Annotated in this window: 19 protein-coding genes; 4 read left to right on the forward strand and 15 right to left on the reverse strand. The window is 73.9% G+C overall.

Features of this window, described 5'->3' with window-relative positions; genetic code table 11:
- Window positions 1-91 precede the first annotated feature (91 nt).
- Complete coding sequence (locus ACQ9ZG_RS28560) at window positions 92-1,654, forward strand: pyridoxal phosphate-dependent decarboxylase family protein (protein ID WP_499281359.1); 1,563 nt, start codon at window positions 92-94, stop codon at window positions 1,652-1,654.
- A gap of 37 nt (window positions 1,655-1,691) precedes the next feature.
- Window positions 1,692-3,080, forward strand: a complete 1,389-nt coding sequence (locus ACQ9ZG_RS28565; protein WP_109914237.1) for a lysine N(6)-hydroxylase/L-ornithine N(5)-oxygenase family protein — start codon at window positions 1,692-1,694, stop codon at window positions 3,078-3,080.
- Between the two features lie 61 nt (window positions 3,081-3,141).
- On the opposite strand, the gene ACQ9ZG_RS28570 is transcribed toward ACQ9ZG_RS28565, so the two are convergent.
- Together ACQ9ZG_RS28570 and ACQ9ZG_RS28575 are read right to left on the reverse strand one after the other, a co-directional pair.
- Complete coding sequence (locus ACQ9ZG_RS28570) at window positions 3,142-4,104, reverse strand: electron transfer flavoprotein subunit alpha/FixB family protein (protein ID WP_109914302.1); 963 nt, start codon at window positions 4,102-4,104, stop codon at window positions 3,142-3,144.
- A 68-nt stretch (window positions 4,105-4,172) separates the two neighbouring features.
- Window positions 4,173-4,958, reverse strand: coding sequence for an electron transfer flavoprotein subunit beta/FixA family protein (locus ACQ9ZG_RS28575; RefSeq protein ID WP_109914300.1), 786 nt, complete (start codon window positions 4,956-4,958; stop codon window positions 4,173-4,175).
- A gap of 187 nt (window positions 4,959-5,145) precedes the next feature.
- Between ACQ9ZG_RS28575 and ACQ9ZG_RS28580 the strand changes: the two genes are divergently transcribed.
- On the forward strand, window positions 5,146-5,865 hold the full coding sequence (locus ACQ9ZG_RS28580) for a TetR family transcriptional regulator (protein WP_028418537.1): 720 nt from the start codon (window positions 5,146-5,148) through the stop codon (window positions 5,863-5,865).
- A gap of 148 nt (window positions 5,866-6,013) precedes the next feature.
- On the forward strand, window positions 6,014-6,385 hold the full coding sequence (locus ACQ9ZG_RS28585; RefSeq protein WP_018491799.1) for a Zn-ribbon domain-containing OB-fold protein: 372 nt from the start codon (window positions 6,014-6,016) through the stop codon (window positions 6,383-6,385).
- A gap of 135 nt (window positions 6,386-6,520) precedes the next feature.
- On the opposite strand, the gene ACQ9ZG_RS28590 is transcribed toward ACQ9ZG_RS28585, so the two are convergent.
- The 13 genes from ACQ9ZG_RS28590 to ACQ9ZG_RS28650 form a co-directional block, all read right to left on the reverse strand.
- Window positions 6,521-7,537: an amidohydrolase family protein gene (locus ACQ9ZG_RS28590; protein ID WP_109915341.1), complete on the reverse strand. Its 1,017-nt coding sequence runs from the start codon at window positions 7,535-7,537 to the stop codon at window positions 6,521-6,523.
- A gap of 118 nt (window positions 7,538-7,655) precedes the next feature.
- Window positions 7,656-8,222 carry a GbsR/MarR family transcriptional regulator gene (locus tag ACQ9ZG_RS28595; RefSeq protein ID WP_028418539.1) on the reverse strand — a complete coding sequence of 189 codons (567 nt, stop codon included), beginning with the start codon at window positions 8,220-8,222 and terminating at the stop codon, window positions 7,656-7,658.
- Between the two features lie 15 nt (window positions 8,223-8,237).
- Window positions 8,238-9,107 (reverse strand): alpha/beta fold hydrolase, encoded by an 870-nt coding sequence (locus ACQ9ZG_RS28600; protein WP_109915340.1) that lies wholly within the window; start codon window positions 9,105-9,107, stop codon window positions 8,238-8,240.
- Between the two features lie 96 nt (window positions 9,108-9,203).
- A complete protein-coding gene (locus ACQ9ZG_RS28605) occupies window positions 9,204-10,106 on the reverse strand; it encodes an enoyl-CoA hydratase/isomerase family protein (RefSeq protein ID WP_099218064.1) in 903 nt (300 codons plus the stop codon).
- Complete coding sequence (locus ACQ9ZG_RS28610; protein WP_028418542.1) at window positions 10,103-11,788, reverse strand: ATP-dependent acyl-CoA ligase; 1,686 nt, start codon at window positions 11,786-11,788, stop codon at window positions 10,103-10,105. The genes ACQ9ZG_RS28605 and ACQ9ZG_RS28610 overlap by 4 nt, the downstream gene beginning before the upstream one ends.
- Window positions 11,785-13,485: a CocE/NonD family hydrolase gene (locus ACQ9ZG_RS28615; protein ID WP_109915339.1), complete on the reverse strand. Its 1,701-nt coding sequence runs from the start codon at window positions 13,483-13,485 to the stop codon at window positions 11,785-11,787. The genes ACQ9ZG_RS28610 and ACQ9ZG_RS28615 overlap by 4 nt, the downstream gene beginning before the upstream one ends.
- Complete coding sequence (locus ACQ9ZG_RS28620) at window positions 13,485-14,300, reverse strand: SDR family oxidoreductase (RefSeq protein WP_499281360.1); 816 nt, start codon at window positions 14,298-14,300, stop codon at window positions 13,485-13,487. The genes ACQ9ZG_RS28615 and ACQ9ZG_RS28620 overlap by 1 nt, the downstream gene beginning before the upstream one ends.
- The gene (locus ACQ9ZG_RS28625) at window positions 14,297-15,844 is read right to left on the reverse strand and encodes an SDR family NAD(P)-dependent oxidoreductase (protein WP_499281361.1); all 1,548 of its coding nucleotides are present in this window, start codon (window positions 15,842-15,844) and stop codon (window positions 14,297-14,299) included. The genes ACQ9ZG_RS28620 and ACQ9ZG_RS28625 overlap by 4 nt, the downstream gene beginning before the upstream one ends.
- Window positions 15,841-17,121: a beta-ketoacyl synthase gene (locus ACQ9ZG_RS28630; protein WP_109916376.1), complete on the reverse strand. Its 1,281-nt coding sequence runs from the start codon at window positions 17,119-17,121 to the stop codon at window positions 15,841-15,843. Before ACQ9ZG_RS28630 ends, ACQ9ZG_RS28625 begins: the two co-directional genes overlap by 4 nt.
- A gap of 47 nt (window positions 17,122-17,168) precedes the next feature.
- Complete coding sequence (locus tag ACQ9ZG_RS28635; RefSeq protein WP_109916375.1) at window positions 17,169-18,527, reverse strand: beta-ketoacyl-[acyl-carrier-protein] synthase family protein; 1,359 nt, start codon at window positions 18,525-18,527, stop codon at window positions 17,169-17,171.
- The gene (locus tag ACQ9ZG_RS28640; protein ID WP_018491810.1) at window positions 18,524-19,348 is read right to left on the reverse strand and encodes an SDR family NAD(P)-dependent oxidoreductase; all 825 of its coding nucleotides are present in this window, start codon (window positions 19,346-19,348) and stop codon (window positions 18,524-18,526) included. The genes ACQ9ZG_RS28635 and ACQ9ZG_RS28640 overlap by 4 nt, the downstream gene beginning before the upstream one ends.
- Window positions 19,345-20,259, reverse strand: coding sequence for an SDR family NAD(P)-dependent oxidoreductase (locus ACQ9ZG_RS28645; protein WP_018491811.1), 915 nt, complete (start codon window positions 20,257-20,259; stop codon window positions 19,345-19,347). Before ACQ9ZG_RS28645 ends, ACQ9ZG_RS28640 begins: the two co-directional genes overlap by 4 nt.
- Complete coding sequence (locus tag ACQ9ZG_RS28650) at window positions 20,252-21,220, reverse strand: ketoacyl-ACP synthase III (protein ID WP_499281362.1); 969 nt, start codon at window positions 21,218-21,220, stop codon at window positions 20,252-20,254. Before ACQ9ZG_RS28650 ends, ACQ9ZG_RS28645 begins: the two co-directional genes overlap by 8 nt.
- Window positions 21,221-21,260: the final 40 nt, after the last annotated feature.

A 21,260-nucleotide genomic window follows, 5' to 3' on the forward strand; every position in this document is an offset into this window, starting at 1 on the left:
CGGAGTGCGTTCTCCCCCGAGGGGAGAGTTAGGTTAGCCTAACCGGCGAATCCCGATGGTGGATCTTGCACGTCGATCGAAGGACTGCGCCATGGAGCGTGCTCAGGGCCTGCCGCCCGCCCGGCTCCCCCTGGAGCGTGGCGGTACGGGAGATCTCCTCGCGGGCGGCGCCGACGGGCCCGGCCGGGTGCGCGCCCTGACCTCGGTCGTCCTGGACACGCTGGAGACCGCCGCCCGTGTCCGGGGCGGCCCCCTGCCCGCCGGAGGGCCGGACGCCGTGGCCCGGCGGACCGCAGCCCTGTGCCACCCGGTGCTGCCGGAGGAGGGCGTGGGCGCCGAGGCCGCGCTGGCGGGCCTCGTGCGGGCGGTGGCCGAGGGCGCCGCCGACCCGGCCGACCCCGCGTGCGCCGCCCATCTGCACTGCCCGCCCCTCGCCGTGGCGGTCGCGGCGGAGGTGGCCGGGGCGGCGCTCAACCCGTCGATGGACTCCTGGGACCAGGCGCCCGCCGCCGGGGTGGTCGAGGAGCTGACCACCACTGCCCTGGCCCGGCTCGTCCACCCCGAGGCCCCCGCCCCCGACGCCCTCATCACCAGCGGCGGCACCGAATCCAACCTGGTCGCCCTGCTCCTCGCCCGTGAACGGGCCGCGCCCGCCCCGCTGCGGGTGGTGACCGGCGCCAACGCCCACCACAGCGTGCACCGGGCCGCCTGGATGCTCGGCCTCCCCGCCCTGGCGGTCGTCCTGTGCCGCGACGGCCGTACCGACCCCGCAGCCCTCGGCCGCGCCCTGGCCGCACTCGACGGTGCCCCGGCCCTGGTCGTCGCCACCGCCGGGACCACCGACGAAGGCCGGATCGACCCGCTCCCCGAGATCGCGGAGATCGCGGAGCGGTACGGGGCCGAACTCCACGTCGACGCCGCGTACGGCGGGCCCCTCCTCTTCAGCGAGCGGCTGGCACCCCTGCTCAAGGGGCTCGACCGCGCCGTCTCCGTGACGTTCGACCTGCACAAGCTCGGCTGGCAGCCGGTCGCCGCGGGGGTGCTGGCCGTCGCGGACACCGCGCTGCTCGCCCCGCTCTCCCTGCGCGCCGACTACCTCAACGCCGACGACGACACCGAGGCCGGGCTGCCCGACCTGCTCGGCCGCTCGATCCGGACCAGCCGGCGCCCCGACGCCCTGAAGATCGCGGCCACCTTCCGGGCGCTCGGCCGCCGTGGACTGGGCGAACTGGTCGAGCACTGCGTCACGACGGCCGAGGAGTTCGCCCGGGCCGTCGACGCGCGGCCCGCACTGCGCCGCCGGCCGGGCCCGGTCGGGATCAGCACCGTGCTGTTCCGGCCGGTCGTGGCCGACGCGCTGGGGGCGCAGGCCGGGGACGCCGTCGTCGCGGAGGTCCGCCGGGCCCTGCTCCTGGACGGCCGGGCCGTCCTCGGGCGGGCGGTGGCCGAGGACGGCGACGGGCACCACCGGCTCTGGCTCAAGGCCACGCTCCTGCACCCCGTCGCGGCGACGGCCGACCTCCTGCCGCTGCTCGACCTCGTGACGGAGACGGCGGAACGGGTGGCGAGCGGAGAAGGAGGCGGCGGCGACGGCGACAGCGAGGACGGCGGAGGCGATACCGCCGCCCCCGCCGAGGAAAGGCTGTCGCCATGACGTTGCCGACGCGCACGAAATCCGTTGGAGGAACCGCATGACGCCCGCACCCCGAACACCGCCACTCGACCTGCTGGGGGTGGGCGCAGGCCCCTTCAACCTCTCGCTCGCCGCCCTCGCCGACGGCGTACCCGGCCTGCGCACCGCCTTCCACGAGCAGCGCACCGCCTTCCACTGGCACCCCGGACTGCTGATCGAGGGAGCCACCCTCCAAGTCCCCTTCCTGGCCGACCTCGTGAGCCTGGTCGAGCCCACGAGCCCCTGGTGCTACCTGAATTACCTCAAGACCCGGCGCAGGCTCTTCCCGTTCTACTTCGCCGAGCGCTTCCACATCCACCGCTCCGAGTTCGACAACTACCTGCGCTGGGTGAGCAACGAACTGCCCTCCACCCACTTCGGCCACCGCGTCGACGCCATCGCCTGGGACGCGGGGGAGGGCGCGTTCGCCGTCGGCTTCACCCGGCTCGGCCCGGACGGCGAGACGCTGGGGGCCGGGCTCACCCACGCCCGCAACCTCGCCCTCGGCGTCGGCACCGCGCCGTACGTCCCCGAGCCGCTGAGGGACCTGGCCGCCGACCCCGTCCCCCTCGTCCTGCACTCCGCCGACTACCTCGCCCAGCGCGACCGGCTGCTCGCCGCCCGCCACATCACCGTCGTCGGCTCGGGGCAGTCGGGCGCCGAAGTCCTCCTGGATCTCCTGCGGTCGAGGCCCGAGGGCGCGGAGGGGCTCACCTGGCTGGCCCGGACCCCGGCCTTCGCGCCGATGGAGTACAGCAAGATCGGCCTGGAACAGTTCACCCCGGACTACACCCGCTACTTCCACGGTCTCCCGCAGGCCACCCGGGACCGGCTGCTGCCCAGCCAGTGGCAGCTCTACAAGGGCGTCAGCGGGGACACGCTCGGGGACATCCACGACGAGCTGTACCGCCGCAGCCTCGGCGGCGACTGGCCCGACGTCACCCTCACCCCCGGCATCGAGGTCACCGGCGCCAGCCGCACGGACGGCGGCCGCATACGACTGGCCGTCGAGCACCGCCAGCAGGAGACCCGGGGCAGCCTCACCACGGACGCCGTGGTCCTGGCCACCGGGTACCGGGAACGTCCCCTCGACACCCTGCTCGCCTCCCTGGACCCCTCCATCGTCCGCGACGGTGCCGGACGTCCGCAGGTCGACGAGAACCAACGGCTCGTCCTCGCACCGGAGATCGAGGGATCGGTCTTCGTGCAGAACGCCGAACGGCACACCCACGGGGTGGGTACCCCCGATCTGGGCCTGGCCGCCTGGCGCTCCGCCGTCATCGTCAACACACTGACGGGCAAGGAGACATACCCGCTGCCGGACCGGACCGCCTTCACCACCTTCGGACTCGGCACGGCGGGGGACCGTGGCGGAGTGCCGGTCCGTCCGGCGGAGGAGCGCGGCTGATACGGCTCCGGGCCGCACGGTGGGGTGCACCGTGCGGCCCGGAGGGGTGGAGCGGGGAAGGTCAGCTCTTGCGGTTGTTGATCTCTTCGGTGAGCTGGGGGACGACGGTGAAGAGGTCTCCGACGACGCCGTAGTCGACGAGGTCGAAGATCGGGGCTTCGGGGTCCTTGTTGACCGCGACGATCGTCTTCGAGGTCTGCATGCCCGCCCGGTGCTGGATCGCCCCGGAGATACCGGAGGCGATGTACAGCTGCGGGGAGACGGACTTGCCGGTCTGGCCGACCTGGGAGGTGTGCGGGTACCAGCCCGCGTCCACCGCCGCACGCGAGGCCCCCACCGCAGCCCCCAGGGAGTCCGCGAGCGCCTCGATCAGGGGGAAGTTCTCCGCCCCGTTCACCCCGCGGCCGCCCGAGACCACGATCGCGGCCTCGGTCAGCTCCGGACGCCCGGTCGACTCACGCGGCGTCCGCGCGACCACCTTCGTCCCCGTCGCCGCCGCACCGAACACCACCTCCAGCGCCTCCACCGCACCCGCCGCACCCGCCGGCTCGACCGGAGCCGAGTTCGGCTTCACCGTGATGACCGGAACACCCCTGGACACACGCGACTTGGTGGTGAAGGACGCGGCGAAAGCCGCCTGGGTCGCGACGGGACCCTGCGCACCGGCCTCCAGATCGGTGGCGTCGGTGATGATCCCCGACCCGGTCCGCAGCGCCAGACGCGCCGCGATCTCCTTGCCCTCCGCCGAGGACACCACCAGCACCGCCACCGGCGACACCGCATCGAACGCCGCCTGCAGCGCATCCACCTTCGGCACCACGAGATACTCCGCGAACTCCGGCGCATCCGCGGTCAGCACCCTGACCGCACCGTGCTCGCCGAGCACCCCCGCGGTCGCCTCCGCACCCGCCCCCAGAGCGAGGGCGACGGGGTCGCCGATACGGCGGGCCAGCGTCAGCAGCTCCAAAGTGGGCTTGCGGACCGCACCGTCCACGTGATCGACCAGAACAAGAACATCAGCCATGACAACGCACTCCAGACACAGAGAGAGAAGAGAGAGGGAAACGAGAGGCACTCACCGCGGGGCGGGGCTCAGATGAACTTCTGGCCCACCAGGAACTCGGCCAGCTGCCGGCCACCCTCACCCTCGTCCTTCACGATCGTGCCCGCCGTCCGCGCCGGACGCTCCGCCGCCTCCTCGACCGCCGTCCACGCACCCTCCAGACCCACCTCGTCCGCCCCGATCCCCAGATCATCCAGATCCAGCGACTGAACCGGCTTCTTCTTCGCCGCCATGATCCCCTTGAACGAGGGGTAACGCGCCTCACCGGACTGGTCGGTCACCGAGACCACCGCCGGAAGCGAGGCCTGAAGCTGCTCGGAAGCGGTGTCACCGTCACGCCGCCCGCTCACCACACCACCGTCCACCGAAACCTCCGACAGCAGCGTCACCTGCGGCACACCCAGACGCTCCGCCAGCAGCGCCGGCAGAACACCCATCACCCCGTCGGTCGAGGCCATCCCACAGACCACCAGGTCGTAACCGGTCTTCTCGACCGCCTTCGCCAGCACCAGCGACGTCCCCATCACATCCGTGCCGTGCAGATCGTCGTCCTCGACATGGACCGCCTTGTCCGCACCCATCGACAGAGCCTTGCGCAGCGCGTCCTTCGCGTCCTCCGGACCCACCGTCACCACAGTGATCTCCGCACCGTCCGCACCGTCCGCGATCTGCAACGCCTGCTCGACCGCGTACTCGTCCAGCTCCGACAACAGACCGTCCACATCCTCACGGTCCACCGTCAGGTCATCGGCGAAACGCCGGTCACCGGTCGCGTCGGGCACATACTTCACACAGACAACGATCCTCAAGCTCACGCCGGCTCTCCTGCCTACCTCGGTGTGGTCCCTGCCGATCAGGCCCGGTTCCACCTGGGTGTGGTTTCGTAAGGGTGACCTTATGGTACTCAGTACCCTCTGTAAAGGTACCCAGTGCCAAAACCCTCCCTCCGATGCTACGTTTCGCCGCATGAGCGAGGCACGCGGACCCGAGAAGAAGGCACCCATGCGGGAGGTGCTGGCGCAGGCGGCCTTCCAGCTCTTCCTGGAGCGGGGCTTCGAGCGGACGACGGTCGACGACATCGTGGCGCGGGCCGGGGTGGGGCGGCGGTCCTTCTTCCGCTACTTCCCCTCCAAGGAGGACGTGGTCTTCCCGGACCATGAGCGGTGTCTCGCGGAGATGACCGAGTTCCTCGCCGCCGTGGGCGACGAGGATCCGGTGGGCGCGGTCTGCGACGCGGCGCGGATCGTGCTGCGGATGTACGCGGCCGACCCCGAGTTCTCCGTGCAGCGCTACCGGCTCACCCGGGAGGTGCCGGGGCTGCGGACGTACGAACTCTCCGTGGTGCGCCGCTACGAGCAGACGCTCGCCGGTCACCTCCGGGGCCGCTTCGGCACGGACCGGGACGGGGAGCTGCGGGCCGAGGTGATCGCCGCCTCCGTGGTCGCCGCGCACAACAACGGGCTGCGGCTGTGGCTGCGTTCGGGTGGCGCGGGTGATCCCGAGGCGGCCGTGGACCATGCGCTCGATCTCGTACGGGGCGTGTGGGAGCGGCCCGCCGGGCCCTCGCCCGCCCGGGAGAAACCGGCCCTGCCCGCGGCGACCGGGCTGTCCGGTGCCACCGCCGGGTCCGGGGACGACGAGGTCATCGTCATGGTGGCCGCCAAAGGGACCCCGATGTGGCGGGTCGTGCAGCAGATCGAGGCGGCCGTCGGGGAGGGCTGAGCGCCCGCCCGCCGCGAAGACTCGGTAATAATCGGCACTCAGTGCCTTTACGCGTCGGCACTCAGTGCCATATGGTGCGGACGCGCCGTCAGCCAGGTGCGGCGCGTCCGAGTCGAGCGCAGGGGGTCGATCCGTGTCTCAGGCAGCAATGGGCACCGTCCAGAAGGCGCACGAGGAGTGCGGCCTCTCCTACAACCGCTGCCGCTGGTGCGGCACCGCCTCCTTCCGGCGGCTGCTGTGCCCGGTGTGCGCGTCGAGCGAACTGGAGCCCGAACGCACCACCGGTCACGGTGTGGTCGTCCGGACCGCCGTGGTCCACCGCTACACCGAGGCGGCCCGGAACGAGTCCCTGGTCCGCTTCCCCGAAGGCTTCGTCTTCCGCTGCCAGGTCGTCGGGGCCGCGCCGCAGATGGTCACGGTCGGCGCCCGGGTGAAGCCCCTGGCCGGTGAGGAGCCGGAGTCGTCGGGGGCGGTCGTCCTGGAACTCTGCGAGCCGCCCGCCCAGCGGGACTGGGTCTGACCCCGGCGGTACCGGGGCCGGCACACCGGTGAACGCCCGCGCGCGGGAGCCCCGCGACCGGAGCGCGCACCCGCGGATGAGCGGGCTCCGTGGCGGGGCCGGGTCCCGCTCGCGCCGGAAGCCCGGCGGGCCCGCTCAGCCCCGGTCCGGCCCCGCCGCGCGGGCCATCAGCGCCTCCGCGTTGCCCGAGAGCCAGGCGCTGGTCACCTCGGCGGGCAGGGCGAGCCCGGTCAGTTCGTCGGCCAGGGTGGCGGTCGGGGCCGGGTTGACCCAGGTGGAGGTGCCGAACAGGACCCGGTCGCGGGCCAGGCCCCGGGCGTGGTGCAGCAGCGGTTCCCACCCGGAGCCGGGCTTCGGCATGTGCCGGGGCCGGTGCGAGGAGAACTCCAGGTAGACCCCTGGATGCCGGGCGGCGGTGAGCAGCGTCTCCTGTACGTCGGGCCAGCCCGCGTGGCCCGCGACGAGCAGCAGTCCACGGTGGCGGGCCGCCAGCGTCTCGACCGTACGCCAGCTGCCCAGGCCGCTCGGATGGCTGCGGGCGAAGTGGTGGCCGGTGTGCAGCCAGACCGGCAGCCGGGCCCCGGCCGCCGCGTCCCAGACCGGCGAGAAGCGCGGATCGGCCGGATCGGTGCCGTCCAGGAAGGGGATCACGCACAGCCCGGTCGCGCCCGCCGCGAGGGAACGTTCCAGCTCGTCGAGGGCCGCGGACGGGTCGCGCAGCGAGAGCCCGGCCCAGACGTGGACCCGGTCGCGGACGTCCCGGGTGGTCTCCAGCAGCCACTCGTTGACGGTACGGCCGTCCGGCAGCCGTTCCGCCGACCCCATCGCGAACTCGCCCGTCACCCCCTGCCGTCGCCGGTCCGCGAGGTACGCGTCCAGGTCGAAGGGCGGCCGGCCGGGCGGCAGGAGCACGTCCACCGCGTCCTGCCTGCGCAGCGCCAGGGCGTCGCGGTACGTGGCGTGGTCGGCGCCGAAGTAGCGGCAGAAGGAGGCGGAGAAGACGTCCAGGTACTCCGGCGCGTTCTCGCCCAGCCGGTGCAGATAGGCCCGCCAGCCCGCGTCGTCGTACAGCAGCGCGCAGGCGTCCACGACCGGCGGACGGACCGGCGGTTCGGGGGCGAGGGCGGACGGCGTTCTCACGGGCACGTTCACGGTCACTCCGTCGGAAGGGGTACGGCCGGGGGCGTCGCGTACCGGCCGCGTACGGCACCGGGCCGTCGGGCGGTCCGGGCAGCGGCGGCGGGGTCCGGGCTGGGCTTCCCGGGCGGGTTCAGGAGGCGGCGCGCCGGGCCTCCCAGGCGGCCACCAGCGCCTCGGTCTGCTCCACGAACCCGCTGAACAGCTCGGCGAGCGAGGCCAGCCGGTCCCGGGCCTCGCCGCGCGCCACCGGGACGCCCGAGCTGAGCGTCTCGGTGAACTTGCGCATATGGGCGTTGTTCACGAGCAGCAGGTGCTGGAGGTCGCCCACCGCCTCGTAGTCGATCCGCCGGCTGCCGGGCCTGGTGGAGCGCCGGACGAGGGTCCATGACTCCAACTGCCGTGCCGCCACGCTGAGTCCGCTCTTCGCCTGGCCCAGCTCGCGGGTCATGGTGTCCAGGTCCACCGGTCTGTTGCGCAGCAGGAGGTAGCCGAAGAGGCGTCCGGTGGCCTGCGGCAGCCCCCAGCGCTCCATCAGGGATCCCATCTCGCTGATGAAGGCGGCCTCGGCGCCGCTGAACCCTTCGGGGCCGGGGACCGGGGAGAGGCCGCCGCCGGGGGAGGAGCCGGCGGCCGGGGAGGACTCGGCGGCCGGAGCGGCGTCGGCGTCGGGTTCGGGGGTGATCTCGTGGTCAGTCATGGTCTCGCTGGGTTCTCAGGCCTTCAGGAAGGCGACGGTCAGCCGGTTGACCTCGTCGGGACGGTCGAGGTTGGCGACGTGTCCGGCGCCGGGGACGACATGGAACTCGCTGTTCGGATCGCGTTCGCTCCACCGTTCCATGGCGGAGCGGATGTTACCCGTGCCGTCGCGTTCACCGCAGATCAGAAGCTCGGGCTGCTCGACACGGTAGCCGGGCGAGGGGGCGACCGTGCGGGTCATGCCGTCCCAGGTGGTGAGGAAGGAGCGCCGCCCGTTGGCCACGAAGGTCTCGCGCAGATACTCCCGGGCCGCCGGGTCCTCCGCCGAGGCCCGGGCCATCCAGCGGCTCAGCCGCCGGTAGGGCATCAGCCGCATGAGGGTGCGGGAGAGGGCCAGCCGGCGCCGCTCGCCGAGGGTGATGGGCAGGGTGTTGGAGGTGGAGCCGATCACGACGAGCGCGGCGACCTCGTCGGGCCTCCGGCGCAGATACTCCTGGGCGATGTTGCCGCCCATCGACTGCCCCAGCAGCACCACGGGCCTGCGCACCCGGGCCGCGTCCAGCAGGGCCGCCAGGTCTTCGGCCGCGTAGCCGGTCCGGAAGCGGCCCGTGGTGGAGGCGGAGGCGCCGTGGTAGCGCACGTCCCAGCGCAGGGTGCGGTAGCCCGCGCCGACCAGCGCCGGGATCTGCGGGTCGAACATCCGGTGGTCGGCCCCGGCGCCGTGGGTGAGCGCGACGGCCGGGCGGTCGGCGGCCCCGGCGGTCCAGTAGTGCAGCCGGGCGCCGGAGACGTCGAGGCTGTGGGCGCTCTCCTCGACCGGGGTGGCGGGGGGCGGGGGAGGGGGCGGCGGAGCCGCCGGAGGTCGTTGCCGCGGTGCTTCGTTCATCAGAATCAGAATACTCTTTTCATCGCGACGGCGAAGGGAGCGCGCCGGTGCCTCCGGCCCCGGTGAGCAGGCCCCTCACCCCTCCCGGAGCGTTGCTCAGCCCCCGGTGAACCGGGGCGGACGCTTCTCCGCGAACGCGGCCATCCCCTCCCGGGCGTCGGCCACCGTGGCGTGCGTCTTGAGGTGGTACGCGTCCTGGAGCCGCAGCCCGTACTCCGCCGGCTGCCCCCAGCTCCGCTCCCGCAGCTCCTTGAAGAGCCCCACCGAAGCGGTCGGCAACGCCGCGAACCGGCTTGCCAGGTCGGCCAGTTCGCGGTCGAACTCCTCCGGTTCGCAGAGCCGGTCGAAGAGGCCGAGCCGCACCGCCTCGTCCCCCGACACCATCCGCCCGGTCAGATAGATCTCCGTGGCCCGCGCCGGACCGGTCAGCCGGGACATCAGGACCACGTTCCCCACATGCCCCACCCCGGCCAGGCAGCTGCCGATCGACGCCCGGGTGGAGGCCAGCCGGAAGTCGGCCGCGCAGGCGATCTCCGCGCCCGCGCCCGCCGCCGCCCCGGTCAGCCCCGCGATCACCGGCTTCGGCAGATGCAGGATCGCCTCGCAGACCCGCAGGTAGTGGGCGTCCGAGGTGACCGGGTCGAAGGGGGTGTCCACCCGGTCGCCCAGCCGCCACCGCCGTACGCTCTCGACATCGTCCCCCGCGCAGAACGCCCCGCCGCTCCCGGTGATCACGACCGTACGGACCCCGGGGTCGTCGCCCGCGCTCATCAGGCCGAGCAGCAGATGGCGGGAGAGCGTCAGATCGAGGCTGTTGCGGCGGCGGGGCCGGTCCAGCGTCAGGGTGGCGACCCCGCCGTCCAGCGAGGCGCGGAGCGGTACGTCCTCCTTGCCGTCCACCCGGTCCGCGAAGTCCGCGAACCGCTCGGTGGCCGCGCCCGCCCACTCGCGCCCGGGACCCCGGCCCGGGAGTGCCTGGTCCGCTTCCTGGTTGCTCATACGATCTTCTCCCTGCGTATCCGGATGCCCGCCGCCTCGCGGTCCCACGTCCCCGCCACCACGCCCTCGGCGCGCAGCGTGTGCTTGGTCGGCTTTCCGGTCGGTGTCTTCGGCAGTTCGGGCAGCACCCGGATGTAGCGCGGCAGCATGAAGTGGGCCAGCCGCCCCCGCAGGAACTCCAGCAGCTCCGCCGGGTCGACCGGTGCGCCCGGGTCGCGGTCCGCCACCACGAGCAGCACCTCGTCCTCGCCCTCGTCGCCGGGGACGGCCACCGCGGCCGCCTCCAGCACCCCGGGATGGGCCACCGCCTGGGCCTCCACCTCGAACGAGGAGATGTTCTCGCCGCGCCTGCGGATGGCGTCCTTCTTCCGGTCCACGAAGACCAGCCCGCCGTCGGGGGCCCGCCGGAACGTGTCCCCGGTGTGGAACCAGCCGTTGCGCCAGACGGCGGCGGTCTCGGCGGGCCGCCCGAGGTAGCCGCTGAGGAACGACCACGGCCGCTCGGCCCGCAGCACCAGTTCGCCCGCCTCGCCGTCCGGGACCTCCCGGTCGTGGTCGTCCACGATCCGGGCGGCGATGCCCGGCCTCGGCTCCCCGCAGTGCATCGGGACGCCCGGGTGGTGGTCGGGGGCCGAGAGCACCGGGCAGGAGACCTCGGTCATGTTGAACAGCGCCCGGACCGACACCCCGAACCGCTTGGCGAACTCCGTCGCCCCCTCGGTGAAGGGGATGACGTAGGCCGCCCGCAGGGGGTGCCCGGTGTCCTGCGGCTGCGGCGGCTGCTTGAGCAGATAGGTCGCCATCACCCCGAGCAGCGTGCACAGGGTCGTCCCGGTCCGCCGGATCAGCGGCCAGAACTCGCTGGTGGTGAAGGCCGGGACGACCGTCACCGAGCCGCCGTGCACGAGCATCCCGTACGCGCCGATCGTGCCGCCCGCGTGGAACAGCGGCAGTTGGAGCAGATAGCGGTCCTCGGGTCCGGCCATGCCGTGGAAGGCGGCGGTGCAGCTGCTGTAGAGGTGGGCGTAGGAGGAGACAACCCCCTTGGACGGGCCGGTCGTTCCCGAGGTGTAGATGACGGTCTGCGGGTCCCACGGCTGCGGAGCGGGTACGGGCTCGGTGAACTCCCCCTGCCCACTGCGCAGTCCGGTCTCCACCCGGAAGCGCGCGGAGAGCCGTGCGGCCAGCGCCTCGACCTCCTCGGCCGTGTCCTCGGGGCCCGCGAGCAGCACCACCGTCCGGACGGCCCCGACCTCGTCCGGGCCGTCCGGCTCCTCCAGCCGGGCCGCCAGCGAGGGCCGGCAGACCAGCACCCCGGCCCCGCTGTCCGCGATCACCTGGCGCAGGATCGCGCCCCGGTAGGCGATGTTGAGCGGGACGAGCACGGCCCCGGCCGCGTTGACCCCGTACCAGACGCGCAGCGCGTCCGGCCCGTTCGGCAGCCAGCTCAGCACCAGCTGCCCCGGCGCGACCCCGAGCGCCTGGAGCGCGGCGGCCGTCTCCTCGGTCTCCCGGAGCGTCCGCGCGTACGTCCAGAGATCGCCGTCCGGCATCAGCGCGTACGGCGCCTCCGGGGTGGCGGCGGCCCGCCGTCGGAGCAGGGGGCCCAGGACGCACTGCTCGGCGGTCGGTACGGCTGCGGAGGCCGGGTCGAGTACGTCCAGGTCCGGGCGGTCGCTCACCGGGCCTCCCCGGCGTCCGGCGCGGGCAGCGTTTGGAGGCGCAGCACGCTCGCGTACGGGCCGCCGTACCAGACCGACTGCCGTGCGGGGCAGCAGCCCTCCGCCGCTCCGATCGGCCCCGGAACGTTGGGATGGCGGTCCAGGTGGGGGAAGTTGCTGCTGGTGACGTGGACCCGCAGCCGGTGGCCGGGGGCGAAGCGCCACGCCGTGTCCCCGAGCAGCAGCTCGGCGTCGAACGGCTCGTCCGCCGGGCCGTCCCCCTCAGCCTCCAGCCGCAGGCTCGCCTCGGCCACCAGCAGGGAACGCCCGTCCGGATGAACGTCGGTGAGCTTGGCGACCACGGCGGTGGCGGGCGCGTCCGAGCCGAAGCGGAGCCGCAGCCGCTGCCGGCCGACCACGTCCAGTGGGGCCGTGAGCGGCTCGGAGGTGTAGCAGAGCACGTCCGGCCTGGCCTCCAGATGCGACTGGTCGTGCGGACCCGCCACCAGCCGGCCGAGCTGGAGCACCCGGCCGCCGTGCGAGGGCACCGGGTCCTCGGGGTCGTAGGTGAACGTGTCGTGGCCCGGGGCGGCCGGGGGCGCGTCGGGCAGCAGGCGGCCCTCCCCGTCCCCTCCCGCCAGATACCAGGACGAGTCGACGGCCCCGGGCGGCGGCCAGGCGGCGGCGACGTGCCAGGTGTCGTCACCGAAGAGGAAGTACCGGACGTCCCCGCCGCGTTCCCGGTCCGCGCTCTCCCCGGCCGACCGCAGGTGGCGGTCGAAGAAGTCCAGGTGCAGATCGGCCAGCCGGGCGCCCTGCGCCGAGCCGTACAGCCCGGTGTTCACCTCGCCCTGCACCTGCGGGAGTTGGCCGGAGTGCACCCAGGGGCCCATCACCAGCTCATGCCGTCCGGCCACCGGGTCCTGGGCGCGCATCGCCCGGTGCAGCTCGATCGTGCCGTACGAGAACACGTCGTACCACCCGCCCACCGAGAACGTCGGCACCCCCACCTCGCCCAGGCGGTAGTCGGCCACCGTCGCCACCCGGCCCGCGAAGATGTCCCGCAACCGCCCCGGGAACCCCTCGAAGTCAAGGACCGTCGACAACGGCCAGCGCCGCAGCGGCACTTCGGGGGTCGTGAGCAGCTGGACGACCTCCGCCACGACCGCCCCGTCCACCGGATCGCCCGCCGCCGCCCGGCGCTGCACCCACTCCAGCGCGGTCAGCCCGAGCCAGCTCGTGAGGTGGTCCAGCCGCAGCGAACCGCCCAGCTGCTCGGCGTCGAACGGGGCCGAGGTGGACATGGTGGGCGCGATGGCCCGCAGGTGCGGCGGCTTCTCCATGGCGGCCAGCCACTGCACGATGGCCTGGTACGAGGTGCCCGCCATGGCCACGTTCCCGTCGCACCAGGGCTGTTCGGCGGTCCACTCGACGGTGTCGTACCCGTCGGGCCCCTCCTGGGACCAGTCCAGCGGCGCCCACGCGCCCTCCGAGGCGAACCGGCCCCGGGTGTCCTGCACCACCGCCGCGTACCCCCGGTCCACGCACTGCGCCGGAGTCAGCGTGGCAAGGCCCAGGGTGGACTTGCCGTACGGGGTGCGGAACAGCACGGCCGGTGCGGGCGGCCCGTCGGCGGGGCGCCAGACGTCGGCCCGCAGGACCGTCCCGTCGCGCATCTCCACCGGCACGTCGTGCTCGATGAGGGTGGTCCTGCCCATCAGCGGCTCTCCTTGGCGATCGGTCCGGCGTCCCCGGCGCGGGACCGGGTCAGATGGCGGGTCATGGCGTCACCGGCGGCGGCCCGGCTCGCCGTGGGCTCGACGCGGACCAGCGGGCCCACGCTCATCCGGGCCGGGCGGTCCAGCAGCCACGCCACGGTGTCCGCGATGTCCTCCGCGTCCAGCACCTCGTCCTCGGGGACACCCAGATCGGCGGGGCGGGCCGCGAGCCGGGTGGCGACCCAGCCCGGGGCGACGGTCACCGCACGGACGCCCAGGTCCCGGTTCTCCTCGTGCACCAGCTCCGTCAGCCGCTCCACGGCGTGCTTGCTGACGCCGTAACCACCGCTGCCCGGCACCACCTCCGAGCCCACCCCGGAACCGATGTTGACGATCCAGCCGTGGCGCCGCTCCCGCATCCCGGGCAGCACCTCGCGCGCCAGCAGGAACGGCACGGTGAGGTTCACCCGCACCTGCCGTTCCCAGTGCCGCTCCTCGGTCTCGTGGATCGCGGCCAGCCGGATGGCTCCCGCGCTGCACACCAGCACGCCGACCGGGCCCAGCGCGGCGGCCGTGGCGGCGACCGCCTCGGCCGGGGCGCCCGGCTCCGCCAGGTCCAGGACCAGCGGGAGCGCGGTGCCCCCTTCCGTACGGATCGACTCCGCGACCTCCTTGAGCTCCGCCTCCCGCCGCCCGACCAGCGCCACGGCGTGTCCGCGGGCGGCCAGCCGACGGGCGACGCAGGCGCCGATGCCGGAGGAGGCCCCGGCCACGAGCGCCGCCGGGAGACCGGTGGTCTCCGTGACCGCGCTCACCGGGCCTCCTCCACGGAGTCCACGGCCACCGGCTCCGGGAACCCCGGCCGCAGCGGCGCCACGTCACCCAGCCCGAAGCCGCCGTCCACGCGCAGCACCGCCCCCGTCACCCGGGCGGCCGAGCCGCTCAGCAGATGGCCGAGGACCGACGCCACCTCGGGCGGCCGTCCGACCCGCCCGGCCGGGATCCGGCTGATCCAGCCGCGCCGGTGGTCGGGTCCGGCCGCGTCACCCATCGGGGTCTCGATGATGCCGGGGGCCACGCAGTTGGCGCGGATGCCGTGGCGGGCGACCGAGACCGCGAGACAGCGGATGTACTGGGCCATCGCGGCCTTGCTCGCCCCGTAGTACTCCAGCCCCGCCACCGGGCTGAGCGTGGAGCTGACCGAGGAGACGCCGACGACCGCGCCCGGGATCCGCTCCTCCCGCCAGCGGGCCGTCAGATACTCGGTGACGGCCACGAAGCTGTGCAGGTTCACCGTGAAGGTCCGGGCCGCCGACGCCGGGTCGCCGCCCACCGCGCTGAAGCCCAGGTGCCCGGCCGCGTACAGCAGGGTCGTGACCCCGTCGGCCGCCTTCCAGGCGCGTTCGCCCAGCGTCGCGGCGTCCTCGGGGTCGGAGAGGTCGCAGCGCAGGGTCCAGGCCCGCCGGCCCAGCGCCTCGATCTCGGCGGCCGCCTCCTCCAGCGCCTGCGTCCGCCGGGCGGCCAGGACCACATCGGCCCCGCGCCCGGCCAGGTGCAGGGCGGCGGCCCGGCCGATGCCGCTGCTGGCCCCCGCCACCAGGACGGTGTGGCCCAGCAGGTCCTGGCCGGTGACCGGCTCAAACTGCTGCGGTTCCAGGGGGATGTTGGGGCGCGGGGCGGCAACCGGCTGCGGTCCGGCGGGCAGGGAGGGGATCTGGCCGAGACCCGCGCCCCCGTCCACCGGGACCGTCTCGCCGACGAGGTACGAGCACCCCTCGGAGACCAGGAACGCGACCGTGGCCGCCACATCGGCCGCCGTGGTGGGGCGGCGCTGCACGAGATAGCGGAGCAGCCCCGCCTCGGCCGACTCGGGGAGACGGTGGCCCAGGTCGGGGGAGTAACCGGTGACCACGGTGTTGCCGGTGACCCCGTGCCCGGCGACCTCGGTGACCAGGTGCTGCCACCAGGCCCGGTCCGCGGCGAGCCGGGCGTGCCGGTCGGGGTCGGTCCCGGTGTGCGTCTCGCCCGTCGCGTCGGTGACCAGGACGAGACGGCCCCGGCCCGCCGCCGCCATCGCCAGGGCGGCTGCCCGGATCCGCTCGCGGTCCAGGCCCGCCGTGGGCCCGGCCCCGTACGCCTCGTCGCCGAGCAGCAGCGCGCAGTACGCGACGGGCGTGCCGTCGCCCCCGCCGGTGCCCGGGGCCTCCGGCGTCAGGCCGAGTGCGCCGAGCGCCGCCGAGAGGGCGGCGCCCCCGGCCCCCGGTGCGTCGACCGTGACGCGGGTGCTGATCGGTGCCCGCAGCGGGTCCCGCTCCCCGGCCGTCCCGGGCCGGGTCGCGGTGCTGTGAACGTGGGTCATGGCAAGTCGCCGCCTTCGTATTCGATGACCATGCTCGTCGCGTCGCCGCCCGCCCCGGAGGCGAGCACCAGCGCACTGTCGCCGCCGGTCGCCGTGCCGCCCGCGAGCACCGGATCGCCCGGCAGCGCGGCGTACGGGACAAGGGTGTTGGCGCTCGGCGCGATATGGCCGTGGCGCAGCATGAGGAGGCTGCCGAGGAGTTTGACCAGGCCGCCGGTCCCGGCGACATGGCCGAAGACCGCCTCCTGGTTGGTGAGGCGCAGCTCGCCGGCGTACCCGGCCGCCTCCCGCACACCCGCCAGCGCCTGGCAGAGGTGGTCCTCGACGAACCGGTTGCCGTCCGCGTAGTCGTTGACGAACGCCAGGTCCCCGAGGCCGCGCCCGGCCGACGCCAGGGTGGCCAGCACATCGCCCACCACGTTGGACGGCGGACCGGTCGCCACGGTGGAGGGGCCGTTGGAGCGTGAGGTACGCAGGTGGGCCCGGTGCAGCAGCCCCGCGCGCTCCCCGGTCGCCGCCGGGTCCTCCAGGACGACGGCGAGCGCGCCCTCCCCGGTGGCGTTCCCGGTCTGGATCTCGTCGTGCGGCCGGATGTCGGTGGGGTTGTCGGAGAGCGAGGAGGCCCGGTAGCCGCTGCGCCCGGTGTGGCTGGTGCCCGCGACGAAGACCGGGTCGACGGTGGTGTCGACGCCGACGACGATCGCCCGGTCGATGTCCCCGCACCGGAACATCTGCTGGACGAGGTGGAGGGTGCGCAGCGCCACATTGCAGGAGCCCGCCACGCTCAGCGTCTGGCAGGGGAGTTGGAGGCCCGAGGCGACCGTGCCCACCACGCTGGGCGGGGTGCCGTTGAGCCAGTACTCCATGCCGAGGGCGGCCATTCCCTTGTCCCGGGCGAGGGTGTAGTAGCGCTCGGTCTCCGGGAAGGCGAACTGGAGCGAGCAGGCGACCAGCGCGGTCCGCTCCGGGTCGAGGTCGGCGGCGCTCAGCCCGGCCTGTTCCAGGGCCCGGTGCACCGCCCCGGTGGCCATCAGCCCGGCCCGCGAGGAGCGGCGGATCTGCCGCTCGGACAGGGGCAGTTCGGTCTCCGGGTCCCAGCCGTCGACCGTTCCGGCGAGCCGGAGGGGGAGCTCGGGGTGCGCGTACGGGGAGAGGCAGCTCGCCCCGTCGCGGACCACCCGCCAGAAGGTGTCCAGATCGGTGCAGGCGCGGCGGTCCGGGCCGGGCAGGACGAACCCGGCACCGGAGAGCCGCAGCAGGGGGATCTCAGCGGGCATCGCGACCGCCCCTCACGGAAGGCGGGCGGACGCCGGCCGTCGTGGGCTCAGCAGACATCGCCACCGCCCAGCAGCAGGGCGCTGTTGACCCCGCCCACCTGGTAGTTGAAGCTCAGCGCCCGGTCGAAGTCCAGCGCCCGCGTCTTCGTGCCCGGCACCGGGTCGAACGTGCAGACGGGGGAGGGGGTCGTGCAGTTGGCGGTGGGGCAGACCTCTCCCTCGCGCATCATCATCAGCGTCAGCGCCGCGCCCAGATTGCCCAGCGGCGCACCGCTGTGGCCGAAGCAGGCCTCCTGCGAACTCACCAGCACCTGCTCGGACTTCTCGCCCCACAGGGCCCGTACGGCGTTGGACTCGATCCGGGTGAAGAGCGCGTCGCCCTCGCCGCCCCCGTTGACGTACGGGATCCGCTCCAGCGTGGTGTGGCCGCCGAGCGCCCGGCGGGCCGCCTCGGCGAGGCCCGTACCGCCGGTGTCGATGGCGACCGCGCTGTTCAGCCCGCCGCGGGTGGTGGCCTGGCCGAGGACCGCCCCGTGGACGCGGGCGCCGCGCGCGGTGGCGTGGGCGCGGCTCTCCAGGACGAGGGTCACCGAGCCGTCGCCGTAGTTCATGCAGTCGCCCGCCGCGTCGTACGGGCGCATCGGCCGGTCGTGCCGGGGCGCGGCGGGCGGGTCGTCGTTGTGCCGTACGGTCACGCCCTCGCGCTCCACGACCTCCCGCAACCGGTGCCCGTGCAGGACGCGTTCGGTGTCGAACCGGTCCACCCCGGTGACCACGACCAGGTCGCTCTGGCCGGAGGCGATCATCATGCGGGCGATGCCGAGCAGCACCGAGGAGGAGGCGCAGCCGCAGCTCACCGTGTAGTTGGCGCCGGTCGAGCCGAGCAACGCGGCCTGGACCGGGCCGACATCGCTGGACGTGCCCGCCACCAGCAGCCGTACGAACAGGGACTTGGCGTCCGCCGCGCTGATGGTCGCCGGGTCGGCGTCGTGCCAGGCGCGGTAGCTGTCGTAGTTGCTGTCCACCCCCGCACGGGCGGTCAGCACGTCCGCACCCCTCAACTCACCCGCCCGGTGGTCGAGTCCGGCGTCCGCGCAGGCCTCGGCCAGCGAGACCAGCCCGTAGAGGTGGACATCGGCGTAGCTGCGCAGATAGCGGGCCGGCATCTCCGGCAGCAGCTCCGTGAACGCCTCCCGGGCCCCGCGCACGGTCCCGTGGTGGAAGCCGTCCCGCTCCACATGGCTGGTCCCGGTGGCGGCGGTCGCCCAGACCTCCTCGGCCCGGCGCACCGGCTCGTCGCCCGCGCCGGGCAGGCAGAAGCCCATCCCGGTGACCAGGGCGTCCCGGGGGCCGGGGGCCCACGCACCGTGCTCCCCGCCCGCAGGGCTCCCGTACTCCCCGCTCACAGAGCCCCCGCGTCCACGTTGACGGCCTGGCCGGTCATCCCGCCGGAGAGGTCGGAGAGCAGGAAGAGCACCTGGGCGGCGATCTCCTCGGGTCGGACCAGCCGGCGCAGGATGGTGGAGTTGACCGCGCGCTTGAGGTACCGCTCCCAGGTCAGGTCCGGGGGGCCGTGGTGCTTGGCGATGGCGGCCATGAACGGGTCGCCGTACCGTTCGCCGTCCGTGGCGGCCGGGGAGTCGGTGAGCCCGGGGCAGACCGCGTTGACCCGCACACCGAAGGCGCCCAGCTCCGAGGCGAGCGCCTGCGTCATCCCGTTGAGCCCGAACTTCGAGGCGCAGTAGGAGGTGTTGGCGGGCAGGCCGCGCTTCCCGGCGATGGAGGAGACCATCACGATGTTGCCCTCGCGGCGCTCCATCATCCCCGGCACGACCGCCCGGGCCACCCGGAAGGCGCCCAGCAGGTTGATGTCGAGCGTGGCCATCCACTGGTCCTCGTCCTGGTCGCACAGGAACGCCTGGTTGCGGGCCTCGCCCGCGCAGTGGACCAGCCGGTCGATCGGGCCGAGCAGCTCCTCGGCCTCACGGACGGAGGCGCGTACGCTCTCGGCGTCGGTGAGGTCGCCGGGGACGGCCACCGCCCGGCCGCCGTCCGCCTCGATCCGCTCGGCCAGCAGCCGCAGCTCCTTCTCGCTGCGGGCCATCAGCGCCACGCGGGAGCCGTGGGCGGCGAGCATCGTCGCCAGGACGGCCCCGATCCCGCTGCTGGCGCCGGTCAGAAAAGTGGTCCTGCCTTCGAGCAGGGTGGGGGCGAAGCCGCTGGTCATGCTGTGTTCTCCGCTTTCTTCGGGAGGTCCGCGCTCGCGGCTGTCGTACGGGCTCGGGGGGTCCGGTCGTCGTCCCGGGGCAGGACACGGGCGGGCAGTCCGCCCGCGTCGACCTCCAGCACGGTGCCGGTCACCGAGGGGTTGTCGGCGGCGAAGGCGACCGCCTGCGCCACATCGCTCTCGTCGCACCAGCGGCGCAGCGGCACATGGCGCCGCAGGTCGGTCATGTACGCGGCGTGCCGCTCGCTCGCCGCCGACCGGCGGCGCAGCGCCTCGCCGTCGATGACCCCGGGCGCCACCGCGCTCACCCGGATGCCGTACTCGCCCAGCTCCACCGCCCAGGTGCGGGTCAGCGCCTCCACGCCGGACTTGGCCGCGCAGTACGCCGACTGCCCGTACGCGCCGTGGCGGACGGTGGAGGAGATGTTGACGATGGCCCCGGGCGTCCCGGCGGCCAGCATCGCCTGCGCCGCGTGGCGGCCGACCAGGAAGGTGCCGGTGAGCAGGGAGGACACCACCCGCTGGAAGTCCTCCAGCGGATGCGGGGAGAGCAGCGGCGGCCCGCCCGGCTGCTCCTTGACGCTCACCAGGCGGCGGGAGAAGTTGTTGCCCGCGTTGTTCACGCAGAGCCCGAGCGGCGGGGCGTCCTCGGCCAGCCGCTCGAAGAGGGCGGCCACCGACCCCTCGTCGGTGACGTCCGCCCGGACGGCGTGGAGCGCCAGCCCGTCGTCGGCCGCCGCCTTCACGGCCGCGTCCAGGCTCTCCGTGTCGCGTCCGCAGATCACGGTGTGCCAGCCGACGGCGGCGAGATGGCGGGCGATGGCCGCGCCGAGGCCCCGGCTGCCGCCGGTGACCAGGGCGGTGCCGCGACCGGAGGGGTAGGGAAGGGCATGTGACGACTGATCAGACACGGAAGAGCAGCCCTCCGTAGTACCAGCCCGAGCCGACCGTCGGTGTGTAGCAGAGGTCCCCGGTCTTCAGCCGGCCGTCGCGCGACATCTCGGAGAGCACGATCGGCACCGAGGCGCTGCCGGTGTTGGCCACCGTCTCGTAGTTGGTGATGAAGCGCTCCTCCGGGATGGAGAGGCGTTCCCGTACGGCGGTGTGGAGCTGGCCCGTGCCGGGGTGCGGGACGACCCAGTCGATCTCGTCCATCTTGGTGCCCGAGCGGGCCAGCATCCGCTGTGCCAGGTCGGCGTGCGAGCCGGCCGCGATGGAGACCAGCTCACGGCTGCTCTTGATCCAGCCGTTGGGCGGGTAGACGGTGACCGTCTCGCGGCCCGAGCCGTCGCTGATCAGCAGCGAGTCCCACAGCCCCGCGTCCGGCTCGGCCCCGCGCGACAGCACCGCCGCACCGGCCGCGTCGCCGACGATCAGCTCGCCCTTGCTGCCGGGCCGCACCCGGCGCGAGAACCGCTCGCTGGAGACGACCAGCGCGTGGCGCCAGGTGGCGTGCGCCCCGAAGAGCGCCGCCGCCGTCTGCACCCCGTGCACGAACCCCGTGCAGGCACCGCACACATCGAAGGCGAGCGCCCGGTCCGCGCCCAGCAGATGCGCTGCGTGCGGGCCCCACTCGGGGACGAACTGCCGGTCCGTCCAGTTGCTGAAGACCAGCAGGTCCACCTCGTCGGCGCCCACACCCGCCTGCTCCAGGGCTGCCCGGGCGGCCCGGACCCCCATGTACGCGGGGGTCTCCTCCTCGTCCGCAACGTGCCGGCTGCGGACGTCCAGCCGGCCGATGACGGCCTCGTCCACCGCGTTGCCCGCGGGGTCGTCGCCGGTCTCGTTCTCGACCAGGAGGCGTGGGTAGTAGTGCCCGAATCCGGACAGGCGCAGTCCGCTCTCGCGCCACAGGGAGGTCTCGTCGTGCATCTCTCGTCTTCCCGTACTCGACGGTGGTCGCCGGGGGCCG

The sequence above is a fragment of the Streptomyces araujoniae genome (assembly GCF_050871195.1).
In the GTDB taxonomy this organism is placed as follows: Bacteria; Actinomycetota; Actinomycetes; order Streptomycetales; family Streptomycetaceae; genus Streptomyces; species Streptomyces bacillaris.

Bases quoted from the DNA above. Each gene is read 5' to 3' on its own strand.
- ACQ9ZG_RS28560 (WP_499281359.1), top strand. From the start codon at position 92: ATGGAGCGTGCTCAGGGCCTGCCGCCCGCCCGGCTCCCCCTGGAGCGT.
- ACQ9ZG_RS28565 (WP_109914237.1), top strand. From the start codon at position 1,692: ATGACGCCCGCACCCCGAACACCGCCACTCGACCTGCTGGGGGTGGGC.
- ACQ9ZG_RS28570 (WP_109914302.1), bottom strand. From the start codon at position 4,104: ATGGCTGATGTTCTTGTTCTGGTCGATCACGTGGACGGTGCGGTCCGC.
- ACQ9ZG_RS28580 (WP_028418537.1), top strand. From the start codon at position 5,146: ATGCGGGAGGTGCTGGCGCAGGCGGCCTTCCAGCTCTTCCTGGAGCGG.
- ACQ9ZG_RS28585 (WP_018491799.1), top strand. From the start codon at position 6,014: ATGGGCACCGTCCAGAAGGCGCACGAGGAGTGCGGCCTCTCCTACAAC.
- ACQ9ZG_RS28595 (WP_028418539.1), bottom strand. From the start codon at position 8,222: ATGACTGACCACGAGATCACCCCCGAACCCGACGCCGACGCCGCTCCG.
- ACQ9ZG_RS28600 (WP_109915340.1), bottom strand. From the start codon at position 9,107: ATGAACGAAGCACCGCGGCAACGACCTCCGGCGGCTCCGCCGCCCCCT.
- ACQ9ZG_RS28605 (WP_099218064.1), bottom strand. From the start codon at position 10,106: ATGAGCAACCAGGAAGCGGACCAGGCACTCCCGGGCCGGGGTCCCGGG.
- ACQ9ZG_RS28615 (WP_109915339.1), bottom strand. From the start codon at position 13,485: ATGGGCAGGACCACCCTCATCGAGCACGACGTGCCGGTGGAGATGCGC.
- ACQ9ZG_RS28625 (WP_499281361.1), bottom strand. From the start codon at position 15,844: ATGACCCACGTTCACAGCACCGCGACCCGGCCCGGGACGGCCGGGGAG.
- ACQ9ZG_RS28630 (WP_109916376.1), bottom strand. From the start codon at position 17,121: ATGCCCGCTGAGATCCCCCTGCTGCGGCTCTCCGGTGCCGGGTTCGTC.
- ACQ9ZG_RS28640 (WP_018491810.1), bottom strand. From the start codon at position 19,348: ATGACCAGCGGCTTCGCCCCCACCCTGCTCGAAGGCAGGACCACTTTT.
- ACQ9ZG_RS28650 (WP_499281362.1), bottom strand. From the start codon at position 21,220: ATGCACGACGAGACCTCCCTGTGGCGCGAGAGCGGACTGCGCCTGTCC.